Raw genomic sequence first — 22662 nt, 5'->3', positions numbered from 1 at the left:
ACAGTCATGTGCCCCAGTGGAGCGAATTATTATGGTCGAATACCCAGGGATGTGGGTGGAGGCACGGTCGCTGTTCAAGGTAGGAACAGTCGTCGCAGTGGTGCGGATATCGTCGATGATCTGGCCGGAACCTGCTGCGTGCGGGGTAAGCACGTGGTTCGGCGGGGGCTTGGGTAAGCGGCTTGATTATAGGAAGGCGGCTAACGATCTAACAAGGGCATAGATCTTTTAACTATCTAACGGATAGAGGCAATCGCAGGCGTCGAACTGGTATGCCAGATCAGCACGCGCGTGACGCGATTGTCTTCCGTTTCCAGAATCTCCAGCCGATAACGCCCGATCTTCAGGCAAACCGCGCTGTCCGGAATCGTTTCCAGTGCCTCTGTCACCAGTCCATTGAGCGTTTTCGGGCCATCGCTGGGCAGGTGCCAGCCAAGGCTCTTGTTCAATTCGCGAATCGACGCTGCACCTTCGATTACCAGGCGACCATCGGCCTGCGGGTGGATGTGCGGATTATCCAGGCTGTGCTGGCTTTCGAATTCACCGACGATTTCTTCGAGAATGTCTTCCAGGGTCACGATGCCCAGCACTTCTCCATATTCGTCGACCACCATGCCCAAACGCCGCTGCTGCTTGTGGAAATTCAGCAATTGCAACTGCAGCGGGGTGCTTTCCGGTACGAAGTACGGTTCGTGACTGGCTGCCTGCAGCGCTTCCATGGTCAGGCTTGAATCCGGCAGCAAATGACGGATCTGCCGGGTGTTGAGCACCGCTTCGACCTGGTTGATGTCGCTGTGGAATACCGGTAGGCGGGTGCGCCTGTTATGGCGCAGTTGTTCGATGATTTCTTCGAGGGGATCGTCCAGGTTGATTCCGTCGACCTCACTGCGCGGCACCAGAATATCGTTGACCGTGATGTTATCCAGCGCGTGGATACCTGATAGCGGATGCGGGCGACTGGCGGCGTGTTCGTGATCGTCATGCCGGTCGGCTGGCACCTCGTCTCCGCTTTGTTGCACCACATTGATTTTGCGGGCGAATGGTCGCGTCAGCAGCTGGCTGATGCCATTGAGGAGCCAGGCAGCCGGGTAGACGATCTTCAAAGGTATGCCGAGCAATGTGTTGCCCAGGGACAGGACGGCATCCGGATAGCGCATGGCAAGGGTGCGCGGCAGGTAGTCGGCGAACACCAGCAGCACCGCGCTGGCACCGAGGCAGGCAATCCATGGGCCGTTTTGTGCCCAGGTGAAAATCGCCAGCAAGGTGCTGATGACCACCACCAATGCGCGGCACAGGGTGTTGCAGAGGATCAGGCTGTTGAGTGGGAAACTCAGCTTGGCCACCGGTTTGTCGCTCGAGCGCGAGGCCGTTCGCTGGGCCAGCAAGTGCTGTTGTGCAATTTCGATGGCGGTAAACAGCCCCGACCATAAAACCAGCAGGGCCAGCACCGCGAGCATCGGCCCTATGGGCAAGTCGTCCATTAATGCCGCCCGTCAGATATGCAGAATGTATTCGCGGACCAGCTTGCTACCGAAGTACGCCAGCATCAGCAGGCAAAAACCGGCAAGGGTCCAGCGGATGGCTTTGTGTCCGCGCCAGCCGAGGCGGTTGCGCCCCCAAAGCAGCACGCTGAAAACGATCCAGGCCAGGCACGCCAGCAGGGTTTTATGCACCAGGTGCTGGGCGAACAGGTTCTCGACAAACAGCCAGCCGGAGATCAGCGACAGCGACAGCAGGCTCCAGCCGGCCCAAAGGAAACCAAACAGCAGGCTTTCCATGGTTTGCAGCGGCGGGAAATTTTTGATCAGACCGGACGGATGCTTGTGTTTGAGCTGATGGTCCTGAACCAGCAGCAGCAAAGCCTGGAAGACCGCGATGGTGAACATGCCGTAAGCGAGGATCGACAAGAGGATGTGGGCGAGGATGCCTGGCTCTTCGTCAATGATCTGCACCGTGCCGGCGGGGGCAAACTGTGCCAGCAGCACGGTGGCGGCGCCTAGCGGAAACAGCAATAGCAGCAGGTTTTCTACCGGAATACGCGAGCAGGCCAACAGAGTCAGGGCAATAACCGCTGCGGCAATCAGGCTGGCGGCGCTGAAGAAGTCCAGGGCCAGGCCGATCGGTGTCAGCAGATAGGTGATCAGGCTGACGCTGTGGGCCAGCACGGCCAGCACACCGAACGTGACCAGCAGGCGCTTGTTCGCCTTGGCGCCGGTGGCCAGACGAGTGCCCTGATAGAGGGTCGCAGCGGCATATAAGCAGGCGGCGGCGAGGGTGGTAAGCAAACTGGGTGACAAGGGGAGCATAAATCCTGTTAGGCAAGCCCGAAAGGCGCTGAGTTTGGCATAGAACCCCCACAGCACGAAAGACCATGCAACCTGACGGCGAGGTGTCCGCCAGACGCAGTCTTCGCTATAATCCGCGACCTGCCCACGCCGCAGGCTCGCCGAGCACATGTTTATTCCGGTCTGGGCCGCCATTATCCCGGTCTACACAGGGCCTGAAAGGATCGCGCAATGTTTGAAAACTTAACCGACCGTCTCTCGCAGACGCTGCGCCATGTCACCGGCAAAGCCAAGCTGACCGAAGACAACATCAAAGACACCCTGCGCGAAGTGCGCATGGCGTTGCTTGAAGCCGACGTCGCCTTGCCGGTGGTCAAAGACTTCGTCAACTCGGTCAAGGAACGCGCTGTTGGCACCGAGGTGTCGCGCAGCCTGACGCCGGGCCAGGCCTTCGTGAAAATCGTCCAGGCCGAACTCGAAAGCCTGATGGGCGCGGCCAACGAAGACTTGAACCTGAGCGCCGTTCCTCCTGCCGTCGTGTTGATGGCCGGTTTGCAGGGTGCGGGTAAAACCACCACCGCCGGCAAACTCGCGCGCTTCCTTAAAGAGCGCAAGAAGAAGTCGGTCATGGTCGTGTCCGCGGACGTTTACCGTCCGGCGGCGATCAAGCAGCTGGAAATGCTCGCGGGTGAAGTTGGTGTTACCTTCTTCCCGTCCGACCTGAGCCAGAAGCCGGTCGACATCGCGCAAGCAGCTATTAAAGAAGCAAAACTGAAATTCATCGACGTGGTCATCGTCGATACCGCCGGTCGTCTGCACATCGACGAAGAGATGATGGGCGAGATCAAGGCGCTGCACGCCGCGATCAACCCGGTCGAAACCCTGTTCGTGGTCGATGCCATGACCGGCCAGGACGCCGCCAACACGGCCAAGGCCTTCGGCGATGCACTGCCGCTGACCGGTGTGATCCTGACCAAGGTCGACGGCGATGCCCGTGGCGGTGCCGCGCTGTCGGTACGTGCCATCACTGGCAAGCCGATCAAGTTCATCGGTATGGGCGAGAAGAGCGAAGCGCTCGAACCGTTCCATCCTGAGCGTATCGCTTCGCGCATCCTCGGCATGGGCGACGTGCTCAGCCTGATCGAGCAGGCCGAACAGACCCTCGACAAAGACAAGGCCGATAAACTGGCCAAGAAGCTGAAGAAGGGCAAGGGCTTCGACCTTGAAGACTTCCGCGATCAGCTGCAACAGATGAAGAACATGGGCGGCCTCGGCGGCCTCATGGACAAACTGCCGAACATCGGCGGTGTGAATCTGGCGCAAATGGGTAATGCCCAGGGCGCGGCAGAGAAGCAGTTCAAGCAGATGGAAGCCATCATCAACTCCATGACCCCGGCCGAGCGCCGCGACCCTGAGCTGATCAGCGGTTCGCGCAAGCGCCGGATCGCCATGGGTTCCGGCACTCAGGTGCAGGACATCGGTCGCTTGATCAAGCAGCACAAGCAGATGCAGAAGATGATGAAGAAGTTCTCCGCGAAAGGCGGAATGGCCAAAATGATGCGCGGCATGGGCGGTATGTTGCCCGGCGGCGGCATGCCGAAAATGTAAAAAATTCGCGCCGGCAGTCATGTCGGCGCTGCCCACATGGAAGTGGGATCTCCAGCAAACCCGCACTTGGCGGGAGCTGACTGGCCGTTTTCAACGACGGCTCTATAGCAAATCTGCATGGCGACCGATAGGCCGCCGGAAAAAGACATTTGCAAAAGTCCGGATATTCCTTAGAATATGCGGCCTTTCGGGCACCTATGCCCGCTGTGCCTTTAGATTTGCAGCACCGACTACAGGAACGATGTTCACATGCTAACAATCCGTCTTGCCCTTGGCGGCTCCAAAAAGCGCCCGTTTTACCACTTGACCGTAACCGACAGCCGCAACCCGCGCGACGGTTCGCACAAGGAACAGGTTGGTTTCTTCAACCCTGTTGCTCGTGGTCAAGAAGTTCGTCTGTCCGTGAACCAAGAGCGCGTAGCCTACTGGCTGAGCGTTGGTGCACAACCTTCTGAGCGCGTTGCTCAGTTGCTGAAGGAATCTGCTAAGGCTGCGGCCTGAGCAATATGAACGCGACGCCAGCTGTTGCCGATGATTTGATCGTTATTGGCAAAATTTATTCTGTTCATGGCGTTCGCGGCGAAGTGAAGGTGTATTCCTTTACTGATCCGACTGAAAACCTGTTGCAGTACAAAACCTGGACGCTCAAGCGCGAAGGCAATGTGAAACAGGTCGAGCTGGTCAGCGGACGTGGGAACGACAAGTTCCTGGTCGCAAAGCTCAAGGGTCTTGATGATCGTGAAGAAGCACGTCTTCTGGCTGGTTATGAGATCTGTGTGCCGCGCAACCTGTTCCCTGAATTGACCGACGGCGAGTACTACTGGTACCAGCTGGAAGGTCTGAAGGTTATTGATCAACTTGGGCAATTGCTCGGGAAAATCGATCATCTTCTGGAAACCGGCGCCAATGATGTAATGGTGGTCAAGCCTTGCGCTGGCAGCCTGGATGATCGCGAACGCCTGTTGCCCTATACGGAGCAATGCGTGTTGGTTGTCGACCTTGCCGCAGGCGAGATGAAGGTGGAATGGGATGCGGACTTCTAAACGTGGCTAACCTGCGCGTAGAAGTGATCAGTTTGTTTCCCGAGATGTTCTCCGCCATCAGCGAGTACGGCATCACCAGTCGGGCGGTGAAGCAGGGGCTGTTGCAGCTTACCTGTTGGAATCCGCGAGACTACACGACGGATCGACATCACACTGTGGATGATCGCCCATTTGGCGGTGGTCCGGGCATGGTGATGAAGATCAAGCCCCTGGAAGATGCGTTGGTTCAGGCCAAGGCAGCAGCCGGGGAGGCGGCGAAGGTGATTTACCTGTCCCCCCAAGGCCGTCAACTGACTCAGTCGGCGGTGCGCGAGTTGGCGAATCTGGATGCATTGATCCTGATTGCTGGCCGCTATGAAGGCATTGACGAGCGTTTTATTGATGCTCATGTCGATGAAGAGTGGTCGATTGGCGACTATGTACTGTCTGGCGGTGAGCTGCCGGCGATGGTCCTGATCGATGCGGTTACACGACTGCTGCCTGGAGCTTTAGGGCATGCGGACTCCGCCGAGGAAGATTCCTTTACGGATGGTTTGCTGGATTGCCCGCACTACACCCGACCGGAGGTGTATGCGGATCAGCGTGTTCCCGACGTATTGCTAAGTGGCAATCACGCGCATATCCGGCGTTGGCGTTTACAGCAGTCCCTTGGTAGGACCTTTGAACGACGCGCCGATCTTCTGGAAAGCCGCTCGCTTTCTGGAGAAGAGAAGAAGCTGCTCGAGGAATACATCCGCGAGCGGGACGATAGTTAACAACGTATCGATGGTAGATCCGACGATTTACCTTAGGAGCACAGCATGACTAACAAAATCATCCTTGCACTCGAAGCAGAGCAGATGACCAAAGAGATCCCTACCTTTGCCCCGGGCGACACCATTGTCGTTCAGGTGAAAGTGAAGGAAGGCGATCGTTCGCGTCTGCAAGCGTTCGAAGGCGTAGTTATCGCCAAGCGTAACCGCGGCGTAAACAGTGCTTTCACCGTTCGTAAAATCTCCAATGGTGTTGGCGTAGAGCGTACTTTCCAGACCTACAGCCCGCAAATCGACAGCATGGCCGTTAAGCGTCGCGGTGACGTACGTAAAGCCAAGCTGTACTACCTGCGTGACCTGTCCGGTAAAGCAGCTCGCATCAAGGAAAAACTGGCTTAAGTCCAGCTTCCGATGCCGAAACGCCAGCCTGTTCAGGCTGGCGATTCAAGAAAATGCCTCGTATCGAAAGATACGGGGCATTTTTCGTTATGGGTGCTTCTAAAGTGGTCACACAGTCCAGTGCCAATCAGTTAGGTGCAATCCCTGTGGGAGCGGGCTTGCTCGCGAAGAGGCAGTATCAGTCGACATCAATGTTGCCTGGCATATCGCCTTCGCGAGCAAGCCCGCTCCCACAATTGGCTGACTGGCGTTAGTTGTTCGGCCTATTCCCGGTCTCGTGTTGGTGGGAAAAGTCTTTTTCGTCTTTTTCTGCGCAAAAAAAACGCCCCGAACAAGTCGGGGCGTTTTCTTGAGGTGCTTTTGCGTTTAGCGCTTAAGCGAAGCTGGCAGGTGCGGCTGGATCGCCGTCAATACTGCCTTGAAGCACTTGGTGTTACCGGCAACGATGTGGCCTTTCTCAAGGAAGTCGTGACCGCCGGTGAAGTCGCTCACCAAGCCGCCAGCTTCCTGGATCAGCAGGGCGCCTGCAGCCATGTCCCATTCGGACAGGCCCGACTCCCAGAATGCATCGAAACGGCCGGCAGCCACGTAGGCCAGGTCCAGACTCGCTGCGCCAGCGCGGCGGATGCCGGCGGTCTGGCCTACCAGGGCGCGGAACATGCCCAGGTAGTTGTCGAGGTTGTCCATTTGCTCGTCGCGGAACGGGAAGCCGGTACCCAGCAGGGCGCCGTCCAGGCTGGTGCGGCCGCTGACGCGCAGGCGACGACCGTTCAGTTGGGCGCCGCGACCACGGCTGGCGGTGAATTCTTCCTGGCGAACCGGGTCCAGAACAACGGCGTGTTCCAGGCGACCGCGGTATTTGCAGGCGATGCTGACAGCGAAGTGAGGAATGCCGCGCAGGAAGTTGGTGGTGCCATCCAGTGGATCGATAATCCACAGGTACTCTTCGCCTTCGATGCCGCTACCGGCGTGCATGCCGGTTTCTTCACCCATGATCGAGTGATTAGGGTAGGCCTTGCGCAGCGCATCGATGATTTTCTGTTCGGCGGCGCGATCCACTTCGGATACATAATCCTTGGCGTCTTTTTCGTCGACCTTGATGGTATCCAGGCGCTCGATGGAGCGGAAAATCAATTCACTGGCGCTGCGGGCGGCGCGCAGCGCGATATTCAGCATGGGCTGCATGGATGTGTCACCTAAGGTTGTTAAAGAAAGCCGGGCATTCTATCAGAAAGTTTCTACAGGTGAAGGTCGGTGTTCGCTTTCGTAGCTTAACGGTAGGATGAACTGTAAGATTCTGCTCCCTAATTCTGTGTTCGAGAGCGCCTCCCTTGCTGCAAAACATTCGTGTCGTCCTGGTCAATACCAGTCACCCCGGGAATATCGGCGGGGCTGCGCGTGCCATGAAGAACATGGGCCTGTCGCGGCTGGTGCTGGTCGAACCGCGGTTGTTCCCGCATCACGAGGCCGATGCACGTGCGTCCGGCGCCGGTGACATCCTTGAAAATGCTCAGGTCGTCGCCACCCTGGAAGATGCCTTGGTCGGCTGCAATCTGGTGCTCGGTACCAGTGCTCGTGATCGTCGCATTCCCTGGCCGTTACTCGATCCCCGCGAATGTGGTGTGAAGGTGGTCGAGGAGGCGGAGCAGGGTGCCGAGATCGCATTGGTGTTCGGTCGTGAAGATTCCGGCCTGACCAATGAGGAGCTGCAGCGATGTCATTATCACGTGCACATCCCATCAGACCCTGAGTTCAGTTCGCTGAACCTTGGGGCGGCGGTGCAGGTGCTGAGCTATGAAGTGCGCATGTCCTGGTTGGCGGCTGCTGGTCAGCCGAGCAAGGTCGAGAAGGATGAAGTGGCATCCACCAAAAGTGGTGAGCTGGCGACCATGGATGAGCTGGAGCGATTCTATGAACACCTGGAGCAGACGCTGGTGGCCATCGAATTTCTCGACCCGGAAAAACCACGGCACTTGATGGCGCGTCTGCGCCGGTTGTACGGACGCAGCTCGGTCAGTCGGGCGGAAATGAATATATTGCGTGGCATCCTCACGGAAACCCAGAAGGCGGCCCGTGGTGAGCTTCTAAAGCGGAAGGATTAATGATGTTCGAGCGTTTGCGTGAAGATATCCAAAGTGTTTTCCATCGTGACCCAGCGGCGCGTAATGCTTTTGAGGTTCTGACGTGCTACCCGGGCATGCATGCCATCTGGATCCATCGCCTGTCGTCAGCGTTGTGGGGCATGGGCTGGAAATGGCTGGCGCGGCTGGTATCGAACTTCGGTCGCTGGTTGACCGGGATCGAGATTCATCCGGGTGCCAAGGTCGGTCGTCGCTTCTTTATCGACCATGGCATGGGCATTGTTATCGGTGAGACCGCTGAGATCGGCAACGATGTCACCCTGTATCAAGGCGTGACCCTTGGCGGCACCAGCTGGAACAAGGGCAAGCGTCACCCGACTCTGGAAGACGGCGTGGTGGTCGGGGCGGGCGCCAAGGTGCTCGGCCCGTTTACGGTGGGTGCCGGAGCCAAGGTGGGTTCCAATGCCGTGGTCACCAAGGCGGTTCCGCCCGGGGCGACGGTGGTAGGGATTCCGGGGCGGATCATCGTCAAGTCAGATGAAGAGCAGGACGCCAAGCGCAAGGCCATGGCCGAGAAGATCGGTTTCGATGCCTACGGTGTTGGTGAAGACATGCCGGACCCGGTGGCCCGAGCCATTAACCAGTTGCTCGATCATCTGCAGGCTGTAGATGGTCGACTTGAAGGGATGTGCGGGGCGCTGAAGGACCTGGGCAGCAATTACTGTGCGAAAGATCTGCCTGAACTGCGCGAAGAAGACTTTGCCTGTGTGAAGGACAAGGATCAGAGCCAGGCCAGCTAGACCGTGTCAGTGTCTTCGCGGGCAAGCCTCGCTCCTACAGGATTCGCGCAACCCATGTAGGAGCGAGGCTTGCCCGCGAAGAACGATAGCGCGCAATTGCTGGCTGTACGCGGTCAGCCTTTGCTATGATGCGCGCGCTCTTTTGCGGGTAAACCTGAGTAAAGTACTAGGTCTTATAGTTGACTTAAATACTCGGGAATTGCATACTCGCCCCATTCCGAACTCCGTGGTAATTGTCCATGCGACTGACTACAAAAGGCCGATACGCCGTGACCGCCATGCTTGACCTGGCGTTGCACGCGCAGCACGGGCCGGTGTCCCTGGCCGATATCTCCGAGCGCCAAGGCATCTCCCTGTCCTACCTCGAGCAGCTTTTTGCCAAATTGCGCCGCAGCAATCTGGTTTCCAGTGTTCGCGGTCCAGGCGGTGGTTACCAGCTGTCCCGAGACATGCAGGGCATCCAGGTCGCCCAGGTGATCGATGCGGTTAACGAATCGGTCGATGCAACCAAATGCCAGGGCCAAGGTGATTGCCATCAAGGCGACACCTGCTTGACCCACCACTTGTGGTGCGATCTGAGCCTGCAGATTCACGAATTTCTGAGCGGTATCAGCTTGGCTGACCTTGTAACTCGCCGTGAGGTGCAAGAAGTAGCCCAGCGTCAGGACCAGCGTCGTTGCAACAGCAAGGCGCCACGCCTGGACAAGATTGAAGCGTCCGCCGTCGAATGACAGCCAAAGAGCTAGCGGCACGCCAGCCAGCCTGATTTAGGAGATAGTCCATGAAATTGCCGATTTACCTTGATTACTCTGCGACGACCCCGGTTGATCCACGTGTCGCGCAAAAGATGAGTGAATGCCTGCTGGTCGACGGAAACTTCGGTAACCCGGCGTCCCGTTCCCACGTGTTCGGCTGGAAAGCTGAAGAGTCCGTCGAGAACGCTCGTCGTCAGGTCGCTGACCTGGTTAACGCCGACCCGCGTGAAATCGTCTGGACCTCCGGTGCCACCGAGTCCGACAACCTGGCAATCAAGGGTGCGGCGCATTTCTACTCCACCAAAGGCAAGCACCTGATCACCACCAAGATTGAGCACAAGGCTGTCCTCGACACCATGCGCCAACTGGAGCGTGAAGGTTTCGAAGTGACCTACCTCGATCCTCGCGAAGATGGTCTGGTTACTCCAGAGATGGTTGAAGCTGCCCTGCGCGACGACACCATCCTGGTGTCGATCATGCATGTGAACAACGAAATCGGCACCATCAACGACATCGCGGCCATCGGCGAACTGACCCGCTCCAAGGGGATTCTGTTCCACGTCGACGCTGCTCAGTCCACCGGCAAGGTCGAGATCGATCTGTCGAAACTGAAAGTCGACATGATGTCGTTCTCTGCCCACAAAACCTACGGCCCTAAAGGCATCGGCGCACTGTACGTCAGCCGCAAGCCGCGTGTTCGCATCGAAGCGACCATGCACGGCGGCGGTCACGAACGTGGCATGCGTTCCGGCACCCTGGCGACCCACCAGATCGTGGGCATGGGCGAAGCTTTCCGTGTAGCCAAGGAAGACATGGCTGCCGAGAACGTACGCATCAAAGCCCTGAGCGACCGTTTCTTCAAGCAGGTCGAAGGCCTCGAAGAGCTGTACGTCAATGGCAGCATGACCGCCCGCGTACCGCACAACCTGAACCTGAGCTTCAACTACGTTGAAGGCGAGTCGCTGATCATGGCGCTCAAGGATCTGGCGGTTTCGTCCGGTTCGGCCTGCACCTCGGCATCGCTTGAGCCTTCGTATGTACTGCGCGCCCTGGGCCGCAACGACGAACTGGCACACAGCTCGATTCGCTTTACCTTCGGCCGTTTCACCACCGAAGAAGAAATCGACTACGCCGCGCAGAAAGTCTGCGAGGCCGTTACCAAGCTGCGCACTCTGTCGCCGCTGTGGGACATGTACAAAGACGGTGTCGACATTTCGAAAATCGAGTGGGCGGCACACTGATTTCAAGTCGCCGCAAACCGGCCCTGTAAAACTACGGTTCGCAGGGCTTAAGAGCGACTCTCTGATGAGTGAGGATTAAGAATCATGGCTTACAGCGAAAAGGTCATCGACCACTACGAGAACCCGCGCAACGTCGGCAAGATGGACGCGGAAGATCCTGATGTCGGCACCGGCATGGTCGGCGCTCCGGCGTGCGGCGACGTGATGCGCCTGCAGATCAAGGTCAACGAACAAGGCATCATCGAAGACGCCAAGTTCAAGACTTACGGTTGCGGTTCGGCGATCGCCTCCAGCTCCCTGGCAACCGAGTGGATGAAAGGCAAGACTCTGGATGAAGCAGAGACCATCAAAAACACTCAGCTGGCCGAAGAACTGGCTCTGCCGCCAGTAAAAATTCACTGCTCCGTACTTGCTGAAGACGCTATCAAAGCGGCCGTTCGCGACTACAAGCAGAAGAAAGGCTTGATCTGACTTTCAAGATTTGGCGACGAGTAAGGAGTCACCGATGGCTATCAGCATGACAGAAGCGGCTGCTCAACACGTGCGACGCTCCCTCAACGGGCGCGGCAAAGGTGAAGGGATTCGTCTGGGTGTTCGCACCACAGGCTGTTCCGGCCTTGCCTACGTGCTGGAGTTTGTCGACGAGGTAGTGGCAGAGGATCAAGTGTTCGAAAGTCACGGCGAGAAAGTGATCATCGACCCGAAAAGCCTCGCCTACCTGGACGGCACCGAACTCGATTTCGTCAAGGAAGGGTTGAACGAAGGCTTCAAGTTCAACAACCCCAACGTGCGCGGTGAATGTGGCTGCGGCGAAAGCTTCAACATCTGAGGCTGCTTGTGGGAACTCCTTGTCATTTCGCTTTATTTGAACTGCAGCCGAGCTTCCGTCTGGATCTTGAGCAGTTGGCCACGCGCTACCGTGAGTTGGCGCGCGGTGTTCATCCGGACCGCTTTGCAGACGCTTCCGAGCGTGAGCAGCGGCTGGCGCTCGAGCAATCCGCGAGTCTCAACGAGGCCTACCAGACGCTCAAAAGCCCCCCCAAACGCGCGCGCTACTTGCTCGCCATGGGCGGTCGCGAGCTGCCGCTGGAGGTCACGGTGCATGATCCGGAGTTTCTTCTGCAACAGATGGAGTTGCGTGAAGAGCTCGAAGACCTGCAAGACAGCGCCGACCTGGCGGGTGTTGCAGTGTTCAAGCGTCGCCTGAAGACCGCGCAGGATGAACTGAACGAAAGCTTCGCAGCCTGTTGGGATGATGCAGCGCAACGTGAACAGGCCGAACGCCTGATGCGGCGCATGCAGTTCCTCGACAAGCTCACCTACGAAGTGCGCCAGTTAGAAGAGCGCCTCGACGATTAACCCAGTGCCGCTCCGGTCGCACGCCTGATATACAGATAAGTCCTGATAACGATGGCCCTACTGCAGATCGCCGAACCCGGCCAAAGTCCTCAACCGCACCAGCGTCGTCTGGCTGTGGGGATCGACTTGGGCACTACCAATTCGCTGGTCGCTGCGTTGCGCAGTGGTCTTTCCGAGCCTCTGGCCGACGCGCAAGGGCAGGTCATCCTGCCGTCTGCCGTGCGCTATCACGCCGATCACGTCGAAGTCGGCGAGTCGGCCAAACTGGCCGCCGCGTCCGATCCTTTGAACACCGTGCTGTCGGTCAAGCGCTTGATGGGTCGTGGTCTGTCCGACGTCAAGCAATTGGGCGATCAGCTGCCGTACCGTTTTGTCGACGGCGAGTCGCACATGCCGTTCATCGACACGGTGCAAGGCCCGAAAAGCCCGGTCGAAGTTTCCGCCGATATCCTCAAGGTGCTGCGTCAGCGTGCTGAAGCGACTTTGGGTGGCGAATTGGTTGGCGCGGTGATCACCGTTCCGGCCTATTTCGATGATGCTCAGCGTCAAGCCACCAAGGATGCGGCCAAGCTGGCCGGTCTGAACGTGCTGCGTTTGCTCAATGAGCCAACCGCCGCCGCGGTCGCTTACGGTCTGGATCAGCACGCCGAAGGCCTGGTCGCGATTTATGACCTGGGCGGCGGTACTTTCGATATTTCGATTCTGCGCCTGACCGGCGGTGTGTTCGAAGTGCTGGCTACCGGCGGCGACAGCGCCCTGGGTGGTGATGACTTCGATCATGCTATTGCTGGCTGGATCATCGAGAGCGCCGGTCTGTCGGCCGATCTCGATCCGGGTACGCAACGTAATCTGCTGCAAACCGCGTGTGCGGCCAAAGAAGCCCTGACCAATTGCTCGTCCGTCGAAGTCGCTTATGGTGACTGGAAGGCCGAGTTGACCCGCGAAGCCTTCAATGCGCTGATCGAGCCGATGGTCGCTCGCAGCTTGAAAGCCTGCCGCCGCGCGGTGCGTGATTCCGGCATCGAGCTGGAGGACGTTCACGCTGTGGTCATGGTCGGCGGCTCGACCCGCGTGCCTCGCGTCCGTGAAGCTGTTGCGCACGCCTTCGGTCGCGAACCGCTGACCGAAATCGATCCGGATCAAGTCGTCGCCATCGGTGCCGCGATCCAGGCCGATACCCTGGCCGGCAACAAGCGTGACGGCGGCGAACTGCTGTTGCTCGACGTGATTCCGTTGTCCCTGGGGCTGGAAACCATGGGCGGCCTGATGGAGAAGGTGATTCCGCGCAACACCACCATCCCCGTCGCCCGCGCCCAGGACTTCACGACTTATAAAGATGGCCAGTCGGCCATGGCGATCCACGTATTGCAGGGCGAGCGCGAGCTGATCAGCGACTGCCGCTCCCTGGCACGCTTCGAATTGCGCGGTATTCCGGCGATGGTGGCCGGTGCGGCGAAGATTCGCGTGACCTTCCAGGTCGACGCCGACGGTCTGCTCAGTGTCTCGGCCCGCGAATTGGGTTCGGGCGTCGAAGCCAGCATCCAGGTCAAGCCGTCCTACGGCCTGACCGACGGCGAAATCGCCAAAATGCTCAAGGATTCGTTCCAGCACGCCAACGACGATAAAGTCGCCCGCGTATTGCGTGAGCAGCAGGTCGATGCCCAGCGCCTGATCGAAGCGGTGCAGGGTGCTCTGGAGGTTGACGGCGAACGCCTGCTCGACGCCGAAGAGCGCATGGTCATCGAATTGCAAATGCAGGAACTGACCGAATTGATGAAAGGCACCGATGGTTACGCCATCGAGCAGCAGACCAAGCGTCTGTCGCAGGTGACCGATGCCTTTGCTGCCCGCCGCCTGGATTCGACGGTGAAAGCCGCTCTGGCGGGGCGCAACCTGAATGAAATCGAGGATAACTGATGCCGCAGGTCATTTTTCTGCCACACGAGAAGTTCTGCCCGGAAGGCATGGTTGTAGAGGCTGAGCCCGGTATTTCCATTCTCGAACTGGCCCACGAACACCATATTGAGATGGAAAGCGCCTGTGGCGGCGTCTGCGCTTGCACTACCTGCCATTGCATCATCCGCGAAGGCTTTGACTCGCTGGAAGAGGCTGACGAGCTGGAGGAAGACTTTCTTGATCGGGCCTGGGGTCTGGAAGCGCAATCGCGTCTAGGCTGTCAGGCGATCGTCGGGACTGAAGACCTGACTGTCGAAATTCCGAAATACTCGCTCAACCATGCAGCCGAAGCGCCGCACTGATTCAAGGAACCGACATGAGTCTGAAATGGGTTGATGTGCTTGAAATCGCGATCCAGCTGGCTGAAGCCAAGCCGGAAGTGGATCCGCGTTACGTGAACTTCGTCGATCTGCACAAATGGGTGCTGGCATTGCCGGAGTTCAGTGATGATCCAACCCGCGGTGGCGAGAAGGTGCTTGAAGCCATTCAGGCCGCCTGGATCGAAGAAGCAGACTGAATCTGCACCGTACGCAGTTAGGCAATACCAAAGAACCCGCGTATAATTCGCGGGTTTAATTTTTCGCAAATTACCGTTTCTGGAGTTACACCATGGCTGTTCAACGTACTTTCTCCATCATCAAGCCTGACGCTGTTGCAAAAAACGTTATCGGCGAGATCACCACTCGTTTCGAAAAAGCTGGCCTGCGCGTTGTAGCTTCGAAACTGAAGCAACTGTCCAAAGCTGAAGCTGAAGGCTTCTACGCTGAGCACAGCGCTCGTGGTTTCTTCGGCGACCTGGTTGCTTTCATGATCTCCGGTCCGGTTGTCGTTCAGGTTCTGGAAGGCGAAAACGCTATCGCTCTGAACCGTGAGCTGATGGGCGCTACCAACCCTAAAGAAGCTGCTGCCGGCACCATCCGCGCTGACTTCGCTGATTCCATCGACGCCAACGCTGTACACGGTTCGGACTCCGAAGCCGCTGCTGCTCGCGAAATCTCGTACTTCTTCGCAGCTACTGAAGTAACCACTCGCTAAGCATTGGCTTAAGAGTGAAGGTGAATCCATGACTACATCGACTGTAAAAACCAACCTGCTGGGTCTGACTCAACAGGAAATGGAAAAATTCTTCGACTCAATCGGGGAGAAGCGTTTCCGTGCCGGTCAGGTAATGAAATGGATTCACCACCTTGGCGTTGATGATTTCGACGCCATGACGAACGTCAGCAAGGCCTTGCGCGACAAGCTCAAGGCCATTGCTGAAGTCCGCGGCCCCGAAGTGGTCAGCGAGGACATCTCCACCGATGGCACCCGTAAGTGGGTGGTGCGCGTGGCGTCCGGTAGCTGCGTCGAGACCGTGTACATTCCCCAGGGCAAACGCGGCACTCTGTGCGTTTCGTCCCAGGCAGGCTGTGCCCTGGATTGCAGTTTCTGCTCCACCGGCAAGCAAGGTTTCAACAGCAACCTCACCGCCGCCGAAGTGATCGGTCAGGTGTGGATTGCCAATAAATCGTTCGGCAGCATCCCGGCGACCGCCGACCGTGCCATCACCAACGTGGTGATGATGGGCATGGGTGAGCCGCTGCTGAACTTCGACAACGTCGTGGCCGCCATGCATCTGATGATGGATGACCTGGGCTACGGGATCTCCAAGCGCCGCGTAACCCTGTCCACTTCGGGCGTGGTGCCGATGATCGATGAGCTGTCCAAGCACATCGATGTGTCCCTGGCGTTGTCGCTGCACGCACCAAACGACGCATTGCGTAACCAATTGGTGCCGATCAACAAGAAGTATCCGCTTAAGATGCTGCTCGAGTCGTGCCAGCGCTACATGTCGTCCCTGGGCGAAAAGCGCGTGCTGACCATCGAGTACACCTTGCTCAAGGACATCAATGACAAGGTTGAACATGCCGTTGAGATGATCGAGTTGCTCAAGAACATCCCGTGCAAGATCAACCTGATTCCGTTCAACCCGTTCCCGCATTCCGGTTACGAGCGCCCGAGCAACAACGCGATTCGCCGTTTCCAGGATCAGCTTCACCATGCAGGCTTCAACGTCACCGTACGCACCACCCGCGGTGAAGACATCGATGCCGCGTGTGGCCAATTGGTAGGGCAGGTGCTGGATCGCACCCGTCGCAGCGAACGTTATATCGCCGTGCGCGAATTGAGCGCCGAAAACGATATCGCAACAAACGCCGCGAACAATAATTAAGAGAGGATCTCTATGTCCCTGCGCTTCGCGCTGCTTGTGCTGTTGGCCAGCCTCTGTGCTGGTTGTGTCCTGTCGGGCGATTTCAACCCGATGAAGACCAGCAAGGGCCGTGATGAAGCGCGTGCCGCCTACGTGCAGCTGGGCCTGGGGTATCTGCAGCAGGGCATGACCGAGCGCGCCAAAGTCCCGTTGAAGAAGGCTTTGGACCTGGATAGCTCGGATCCTGACGCCAACGCGGCCCTGGGGCTGGTGTTCCAGGCCGAGATGGAGCCGGAACTGGCCGATCAGCATTTTCGCAAGGCACTGTCTTCTCGTCCCGCCGATGCGCGAATCCTGAATAACTACGGCAGTTTTCTTTTCGAAGAGAAACGTTACAAAGAGGCTTACGAACGCTTCGAACAGGCCGCCGCCGATACCCTGTATCCTGAGCGTTCACGGGTTTTCGAAAACCTGGGCATGACCGCTTCAAAGCTTGGCCAGCGTGATCTGGCCCGTCAGCAACTGGAAAAAGCCCTGCGTTTGAATCGCCAACAGCCACGTGCATTGCTGGAAATGGCTGAGTTGTCTTACGAAGACAGGCATTATGTGCCCGCGCGTGACTATTACGACCGTTTTAGCCTGCTCACCGAACAAAATGCACGTAGTCTATTGCTCGGCGTTCGGCTGGCAAAAGTGTTCGAAGATCGCGACAAGGCCGCCAGTTTTGGCCTGCAATTAAAACGACTCTATCCCGGTACGCCGGAATATCAGCAATACCTGTCGGAGCAATGATGAAAGCGGCGCATCCCGAAGTTGTAGCAGCGAATCGCGTTAACCCCGGTGAGACTTTGCGCCAGGCCCGCGAAAGCAATGGCTGGTCGCTGGCCGAAGTGGCCCTCAAGCTCAACCTCACCGTCAATTCCCTGAGTAATCTGGAAGCCGGCGCTTTCGACAAGCTGCCTGGGCACACCTTTGCCCGTGGCTATATTCGCGCGTATGCCAAATTGCTCGGCATGGACCAAACCATTCTGGTCCAGCAGTTCGACCAATCCACCGGTACCGATTCCCAAGGCAGCAACGTCCATAGCCTGGGGCGTATCGAAGAGCCGGTTCGGGTTTCCCACACCATTTTGCGAATTGTCAGCCTGCTGTTGCTGCTCGCGGTGATTGGCGGTGGTTTTGTCTGGTGGCAGGATCAAACCTCATTGCGCACCAAGGACCTGACCGGCCTGGCTCCGGAACACGTTGAAGTCGAAGGCGCCGATGGCACCACCCAGATCCATCCACTGGACGAGCCGGAAGACCAGGCCGTTGCACAAGGTCAGGTTGAAGGTGAAACGCCTCTTGCGCTGCCTCAGTCCGAGACTTCGGCCGAGGAGCCAGTCAGTGCCGAAACGAGCGCAGCGGTTCCAGCGCCAGCGGCTCCAGCAGTAACACCTGCGGCTGCAACCCACAGCACTGCTCCGGTTGTCGCGACACCGACGACGCCGGCGACACCAGCCCCCGCTGTTCCCGCTGTACCGGCACCGGTTGTTACTGCACCGATTGCTCCGACGGCCCCGGCTCCAGCAGCCGCGGTGGCCGGCCAAGGCCAGGTTCAACTGCAATTCACCGCCGATTGCTGGACGCAAGTAACCGATGGCACGGGTAAGGTGCTGTTGAGTGGTCTCAAGCGTAAAGGCGAAAATGTTACTGTCAGCGGCAAACCGCCTTTTACCGTGCGTCTGGGCTTCGCCCGTGGTGCGCAGGTCAGCTACAACGGGCAGGTGGTCGATGTCGCTCCGTTCACCAGTGGCGAGACTGCTCGCCTGAAGTTGGGTCAATAAGTCATGCACGGCGAATCTCCAATCAAACGTCGCGAATCCCGCAAGATCTGGGTCGGCAACGTGCCCGTGGGCGGCGATGCGCCTATCGCTGTGCAGAGCATGACCAACAGCGACACCAATGACGTGGCCGCCACCGTGGCCCAGATCAATCGTCTGGAAGCCGCTGGCGTCGATATCGTGCGGGTTTCCGTGCCGGACATGGACGCCGCCGAAGCCTTCGGCAAGATCAAGCAGTTGGTCAAAGTGCCATTGGTGGCCGACATCCACTTCGACTACAAGATCGCTTTGCGCGTAGCCGAACTGGGCGTGGATTGCCTGCGGATCAACCCGGGCAATATCGGTCGTGAAGACCGCGTGCGTGCGGTGGTCGATGCTGCCCGTGATCGCGGGATTCCGATCCGCATCGGCGTCAACGCCGGCTCCCTGGAAAAAGACCTGCAAAAGAAATATGGCGAGCCGACTCCAGCTGCGCTGGTCGAGTCCGCCTTGCGTCACGTTGAGCACCTCGAGCGCCTGAATTTCCAGGACTTCAAGGTCAGCGTGAAAGCCTCCGACGTGTTCATGGCTGTCGCCGCCTACCGCTTGCTGGCCAAGGAAATCGTCCAGCCGCTGCACTTGGGGATTACCGAAGCCGGTGGTTTGCGTTCAGGCACGGTGAAATCCGCCGTGGGCCTCGGTATGCTGCTCGCCGAAGGGATTGGCGATACTATTCGCATCTCGTTGGCGGCCGACCCGGTCGAGGAAGTGAAAGTCGGCTACGACATTCTCAAATCCCTGCACCTGCGTTCCCGTGGCATCAACTTCATCGCCTGCCCGAGCTGCTCGCGGCAGAACTTCGATGTGGTCAAAACCATGAACGAGCTGGAAGGGCGTCTCGAAGACCTGCTGGTGCCGCTGGATGTCGCGGTGATCGGTTGCGTGGTCAACGGGCCGGGCGAAGCCAAGGAAGCCCATATCGGCTTGACCGGCGGCACGCCAAACCTGATTTACATCGACGGCAAGCCGTCGCAGAAACTGACTAATGACAATCTGGTGGATGAGCTTGAACGCTTGATCCGCCAGAAAGCGGCCGAAAAGGTCGAAGCCGACGCAGCTGTAATCGCTCGCGGCTGACCCTGACTAAAGAGCCGAACGAATTTAAGGATTTTAAGTGAGCAAGTCTCTGCAAGCCATTCGTGGCATGAACGACATCCTGCCCGAACAGACTCCCCTGTGGCGTCATTTCGAGGGCACCGTCTCGCGTTTGCTGGATAACTACGGTTACAAGCAGATTCGCATGCCGATCGTCGAGTTCACCGAGCTGTTCAAACGCTCCATCGGTGAAGTGACCGACATCGTCGAAAAAGAGATGTACACCTTCGATGACCGCAACGGCGATTCCCTGACCCTGCGCCCTGAAGGCACGGCGGCCTGCGTGCGTGCGGTGCTCGAGCACGGCATCACCGGCGGCGGTCAGGTGCAGAAACTTTGGTACATCGGCCCGATGTTCCGTCACGAACGTCCACAGAAAGGTCGTTATCGCCAGTTCCACCAGATCGGTTGCGAAGTCTTCAACCTCGACGGTCCGGACATCGACGCTGAGTTGATCGTGCTGACCTGGCGCCTGTGGGGCGAGCTGGGTATCCGCGATGCGGTCAAGCTCGAACTCAACAGCCTGGGTACCAGCGAGTCCCGTGGTCGTTATCGTGAAGCACTGGTCGAATACCTGTCCGCTCGCCTGGATCAACTGGACGAAGACAGCCAGCGCCGTCTGAAGACCAACCCGCTGCGGGTTCTGGATACCAAGAATCCTGACACTCAAGCGGCGTTGGCCGACGCGCCAAAAATGGCCGACTACCTCGACGAAGAGTCCCGCGTGCACTTCGAGGGCCTCAAGGCTCGTCTGGACGCCGCCGGCATTCCTTATGTAATCAACCCGAAGCTGGTTCGCGGGCTGGATTACTACAGCAAGACCGTTTTCGAATGGGTCACCGACAAGTTGGGCGCCCAAGGCACTGTGTGTGCCGGTGGTCGTTACGACGGTCTGGTGGAGCAGATGGGCGGCAAGCCGACCACGGGCGTTGGCTTCGCCATGGGCATCGAGCGTCTGGTGCTGCTGCTTGAAACCCTGGAGCAGATTCCTGAAGAAATCTCCCGTCAGGTCGATGTCTACCTCTGCGCCTTCGGTGAAGCCGCCGAGCTGGCCGGTCTGGCCCTGAGCGAACGTGTTCGTGATCAATTGCCCAACCTGCGCCTGCAAGTCAATGCCGGCGCCGGCAGCTTCAAAAGCCAGTTCAAGAAAGCCGACAAGAGCGGTGCGCTGTACGCATTGATTCTCGGTGAGGACGAAATGGCCCAGCAAGTGGTAGGTTTCAAACCCCTGCGTGGCCAGGGCGAACAACAAAGCATTGCCTGGGATGCGCTTGCTGCACACCTGGCCACCTGCGTCGTGCAGGGTTGAAGCTGTCAAACAGCCGATTTAGCGATTAAGGAGTATTGGGGTGTCGAGTACCGAAGACGAACATCTGGCGGAGTTGAAGGACTGGTGGACACGCAACGGCAAGCCCCTGGTCACTGGCGGCCTGTTGGCGCTGGTCATCGTGTTCGGCTGGCAGGCCTTTCAGAAGTATCAGAGCAATCAGTCGCAAGGCGCCTCGATTCTCTATCAGCAATTGCTTGAAACCACGCTGACGCCTGATGGCAAGCCTGATGCTGCACGTGTTTCGGATCTGGCCGGCAAGCTCAACGCTGAGTTCGGCGGCACCGCTTACGCGCAATACGGCAGCCTGTTCGTGGCGAAAGTCGCGGTCGACAGCGGCAAGCTGGACGACGCAGCCAGCGAACTGAAAGCCATTGTCGCTAAACCGGCCAATCCGGCACTCGGCGAAATTGCTCGTCAGCGCCTGGCGCAGGTACTGGCCGCGCAGAACAAGGTCGATGAAGCCCTGAAACTGCTCGAAGGCGATGCCGACAAAGCCTTCCTGGCCACTCGCGAAGAACTCAAAGGCGACCTGCTGGTGCAGTTGGGTCGTACCGACGAAGCGAACACGGCGTATCAAAAAGCCAAGGCGGCACTGTCGGATGAAGCGGCGGTCGGTGGCCTACAAATCAAGCTGGACGACCTGGCCAAAGGGGATGCGTGACGTGATCCGTTGGAAACATGCAGCATTGCTGGCTCTGGCCATATTGGCCGCGGGTTGCAGCAGCAACAGCAAAAAAGAATTGCCACCGGCCGAGTTGACCGACTTCAAAGAAGAAGTGGTTCTGCAAAAGCAGTGGAGTCGTTCGATCGGTGACGGTCAGGGCGAAACCTACAACATGCTGGTTCCGGCGATCGATGGCGATACCATCTATGCCGCCGACGTCACCGGTGTGGTGATGGCGATGGATCGCAGCAATGGCGACGTCAAATGGAAGAAAGATCTCGAACTGCCTGTCTCCGGCGCCGTTGGCGTGGGTTACGGTCTGGTCATGATCGGCACGCTCAAGGGCGAAATCGTTGCTCTGGACGCCAGCAGCGGTGAAGAGAAATGGCGCGCTCGCGTGACCAGTGAAGTGCTCGCGCCGCCGGCCACCAACGGTGACGTTGTTGTGGTTCAGACCCAGGATGACCGTCTGATCGGTCTGGATGCCGCTACCGGCAACCAGCGCTGGTTGTATGACAGCACGCCGGCGGTTCTGACCCTGCGCGGCACCAGCGCACCGATCGTCACCAACCGCCTCGCGGTGGCTGGCCTGTCGACCGGTAAAGTGGTCGCTCTGGATGTTTCCAACGGCGTGCCGGTATGGGAACAACGCGTAGCGATTCCACAAGGTCGTTCGGAACTGGAGCGTGTGGTCGATATCGACGGTGGCTTGCTGTTGTCCGGCGGTACACTGTATGTCGCCAGCTACCAGGGTCGTGTCGCGGCACTGGACCTGGAAAGCGGTCGTCAGCTCTGGCAGCGTGATGCTTCCAGCTATGCCGGCGTTGCTCAGGGTTTTGGCAGCGTCTACGTGAGCCTGTCCGCAGGCACCGTTGAAGGCGTCGACGAACGTTCTACCACGGCTTTGTGGAGCAACGATTCGCTGGCCCGCCGTCAACTGTCGGCTCCGGAAGTGTTCTCCAGCTATGTTGCAGTCGGTGATATGGAAGGTTACCTGCACCTGCTGAGTCAGGTGGATGGTCGTTTCGTCGGCCGCGAGCGCATCGACAGTGACGGCCTGCGTGCCCGTCCGCTGGTGGTGGGTGACACGATTTATCTGTATGGCAACAGTGGCAAACTGGAAGCCCTGACCATTAAGTAAAGACTATGCTTGGGGTTTAACCCCCAAGCGGCCCCGTTCTGCGGGGCTCGCAGCGCTAACAGGCGCTGCCCCGAGCACCAGCCGCTGCCTCGCAGCGGCT

26 protein-coding genes are annotated in these 22662 nt (G+C 58.4%); 23 read left to right on the top strand and 3 right to left on the bottom strand.

Going from position 1 to position 22662, the window contains the following annotated elements; translation table 11 throughout:
• Window positions 1-236: 236 nt before the first annotated feature.
• Both AB7M29_RS29010 and AB7M29_RS29005 read right to left on the bottom strand, forming a co-directional pair.
• Window positions 237-1481 (bottom strand): transporter associated domain-containing protein, encoded by a 1245-nt coding sequence (locus AB7M29_RS29010; RefSeq protein ID WP_454248550.1) that lies wholly within the window; start codon window positions 1479-1481, stop codon window positions 237-239.
• Window positions 1482-1493: 12 nt separating this feature from the next.
• Window positions 1494-2306: a cytochrome C assembly family protein gene (locus AB7M29_RS29005; protein WP_217854400.1), complete on the bottom strand. Its 813-nt coding sequence runs from the start codon at window positions 2304-2306 to the stop codon at window positions 1494-1496.
• Window positions 2307-2516: 210 nt separating this feature from the next.
• Here AB7M29_RS29005 and ffh point away from each other — a divergent pair, with 210 nt between their 5' ends.
• The 5 genes from ffh to rplS all read left to right on the top strand — a co-directional run bounded on the left by ffh (window position 2517) and on the right by rplS (window position 6087).
• Window positions 2517-3893 (top strand): signal recognition particle protein, encoded by a 1377-nt coding sequence (ffh, locus tag AB7M29_RS29000; RefSeq protein WP_008014733.1) that lies wholly within the window; start codon window positions 2517-2519, stop codon window positions 3891-3893.
• 249 nt (window positions 3894-4142) lie between these two features.
• Complete coding sequence (rpsP, locus tag AB7M29_RS28995) at window positions 4143-4394, top strand: 30S ribosomal protein S16 (RefSeq protein WP_003198088.1); 252 nt, start codon at window positions 4143-4145, stop codon at window positions 4392-4394.
• Between the two features lie 5 nt (window positions 4395-4399).
• On the top strand, window positions 4400-4936 hold the full coding sequence (rimM, locus tag AB7M29_RS28990; RefSeq protein WP_123358223.1) for a ribosome maturation factor RimM: 537 nt from the start codon (window positions 4400-4402) through the stop codon (window positions 4934-4936).
• The gene (gene trmD / locus AB7M29_RS28985; protein ID WP_173667518.1) at window positions 4918-5691 is read left to right on the top strand and encodes a tRNA (guanosine(37)-N1)-methyltransferase TrmD; all 774 of its coding nucleotides are present in this window, start codon (window positions 4918-4920) and stop codon (window positions 5689-5691) included. The genes rimM and trmD overlap by 19 nt, the downstream gene beginning before the upstream one ends.
• A 45-nt stretch (window positions 5692-5736) precedes the next feature.
• The gene (gene rplS / locus AB7M29_RS28980; protein WP_003175895.1) at window positions 5737-6087 is read left to right on the top strand and encodes a 50S ribosomal protein L19; all 351 of its coding nucleotides are present in this window, start codon (window positions 5737-5739) and stop codon (window positions 6085-6087) included.
• Window positions 6088-6453: 366 nt separating this feature from the next.
• Here rplS and suhB read toward each other — a convergent pair whose 3' ends face one another.
• A complete protein-coding gene (gene suhB, locus AB7M29_RS28975; RefSeq protein WP_123358119.1) occupies window positions 6454-7272 on the bottom strand; it encodes a type III secretion system regulator SuhB in 819 nt (272 codons plus the stop codon).
• Window positions 7273-7418: 146 nt separating this feature from the next.
• On the opposite strand from suhB, the gene trmJ reads away from it, so the two are divergent.
• The 18 genes from trmJ to bamB all read left to right on the top strand — a co-directional run bounded on the left by trmJ (window position 7419) and on the right by bamB (window position 22562).
• Complete coding sequence (trmJ, locus tag AB7M29_RS28970) at window positions 7419-8189, top strand: tRNA (cytosine(32)/uridine(32)-2'-O)-methyltransferase TrmJ (protein WP_217854398.1); 771 nt, start codon at window positions 7419-7421, stop codon at window positions 8187-8189.
• Between the two features lie 2 nt (window positions 8190-8191).
• Entirely contained in the window at window positions 8192-8968 is a 777-nt protein-coding gene (cysE, locus tag AB7M29_RS28965) for a serine O-acetyltransferase (RefSeq protein ID WP_007903579.1), read from the top strand.
• Between the two features lie 239 nt (window positions 8969-9207).
• Complete coding sequence (gene iscR / locus AB7M29_RS28960; RefSeq protein ID WP_007903581.1) at window positions 9208-9699, top strand: Fe-S cluster assembly transcriptional regulator IscR; 492 nt, start codon at window positions 9208-9210, stop codon at window positions 9697-9699.
• A 50-nt stretch (window positions 9700-9749) separates the two neighbouring features.
• The gene (locus AB7M29_RS28955) at window positions 9750-10964 is read left to right on the top strand and encodes an IscS subfamily cysteine desulfurase (RefSeq protein ID WP_052967501.1); all 1215 of its coding nucleotides are present in this window, start codon (window positions 9750-9752) and stop codon (window positions 10962-10964) included.
• An 84-nt stretch (window positions 10965-11048) separates the two neighbouring features.
• Window positions 11049-11435 carry a Fe-S cluster assembly scaffold IscU gene (gene iscU / locus AB7M29_RS28950; protein ID WP_003443374.1) on the top strand — a complete coding sequence of 129 codons (387 nt, stop codon included), beginning with the start codon at window positions 11049-11051 and terminating at the stop codon, window positions 11433-11435.
• Between the two features lie 34 nt (window positions 11436-11469).
• Window positions 11470-11793: an iron-sulfur cluster assembly protein IscA gene (gene iscA / locus AB7M29_RS28945; protein ID WP_007903589.1), complete on the top strand. Its 324-nt coding sequence runs from the start codon at window positions 11470-11472 to the stop codon at window positions 11791-11793.
• Window positions 11794-11801: 8 nt separating this feature from the next.
• Window positions 11802-12323 carry a co-chaperone HscB gene (gene hscB / locus AB7M29_RS28940; RefSeq protein ID WP_030129844.1) on the top strand — a complete coding sequence of 174 codons (522 nt, stop codon included), beginning with the start codon at window positions 11802-11804 and terminating at the stop codon, window positions 12321-12323.
• A gap of 51 nt (window positions 12324-12374) precedes the next feature.
• Window positions 12375-14240 carry a Fe-S protein assembly chaperone HscA gene (hscA, locus tag AB7M29_RS28935; protein ID WP_454248549.1) on the top strand — a complete coding sequence of 622 codons (1866 nt, stop codon included), beginning with the start codon at window positions 12375-12377 and terminating at the stop codon, window positions 14238-14240.
• Window positions 14240-14581, top strand: a complete 342-nt coding sequence (gene fdx, locus AB7M29_RS28930) for an ISC system 2Fe-2S type ferredoxin (RefSeq protein WP_008014719.1) — start codon at window positions 14240-14242, stop codon at window positions 14579-14581. The genes hscA and fdx overlap by 1 nt, the downstream gene beginning before the upstream one ends.
• A gap of 14 nt (window positions 14582-14595) precedes the next feature.
• Window positions 14596-14796, top strand: coding sequence for a Fe-S cluster assembly protein IscX (gene iscX / locus AB7M29_RS28925; RefSeq protein WP_038981733.1), 201 nt, complete (start codon window positions 14596-14598; stop codon window positions 14794-14796).
• A 92-nt stretch (window positions 14797-14888) separates the two neighbouring features.
• Window positions 14889-15314, top strand: a complete 426-nt coding sequence (gene ndk / locus AB7M29_RS28920; protein ID WP_007916882.1) for a nucleoside-diphosphate kinase — start codon at window positions 14889-14891, stop codon at window positions 15312-15314.
• A 28-nt stretch (window positions 15315-15342) separates the two neighbouring features.
• Window positions 15343-16491, top strand: coding sequence for a 23S rRNA (adenine(2503)-C(2))-methyltransferase RlmN (rlmN, locus tag AB7M29_RS28915; protein WP_007903600.1), 1149 nt, complete (start codon window positions 15343-15345; stop codon window positions 16489-16491).
• Window positions 16492-16503: 12 nt separating this feature from the next.
• Window positions 16504-17262, top strand: coding sequence for a type IV pilus biogenesis/stability protein PilW (gene pilW / locus AB7M29_RS28910; protein WP_007903601.1), 759 nt, complete (start codon window positions 16504-16506; stop codon window positions 17260-17262).
• A complete protein-coding gene (locus AB7M29_RS28905; protein WP_454248548.1) occupies window positions 17262-18296 on the top strand; it encodes a RodZ domain-containing protein in 1035 nt (344 codons plus the stop codon). Before pilW ends, AB7M29_RS28905 begins: the two co-directional genes overlap by 1 nt.
• A 3-nt stretch (window positions 18297-18299) precedes the next feature.
• Entirely contained in the window at window positions 18300-19409 is a 1110-nt protein-coding gene (ispG, locus tag AB7M29_RS28900) for a flavodoxin-dependent (E)-4-hydroxy-3-methylbut-2-enyl-diphosphate synthase (RefSeq protein WP_007903603.1), read from the top strand.
• Between the two features lie 37 nt (window positions 19410-19446).
• Entirely contained in the window at window positions 19447-20736 is a 1290-nt protein-coding gene (gene hisS / locus AB7M29_RS28895) for a histidine--tRNA ligase (protein WP_052967496.1), read from the top strand.
• Between the two features lie 40 nt (window positions 20737-20776).
• A complete protein-coding gene (locus AB7M29_RS28890; protein ID WP_052967495.1) occupies window positions 20777-21418 on the top strand; it encodes a tetratricopeptide repeat protein in 642 nt (213 codons plus the stop codon).
• A complete protein-coding gene (bamB, locus tag AB7M29_RS28885; RefSeq protein ID WP_032830306.1) occupies window positions 21411-22562 on the top strand; it encodes an outer membrane protein assembly factor BamB in 1152 nt (383 codons plus the stop codon). Before AB7M29_RS28890 ends, bamB begins: the two co-directional genes overlap by 8 nt.
• Window positions 22563-22662: the final 100 nt, after the last annotated feature.

Source organism: Pseudomonas sp. F-14 TE3623 (assembly GCF_053629015.1).
Note: the sequence above shows the minus strand (reverse complement) of the source record. Positions and strands in the feature narration are given on the sequence as shown.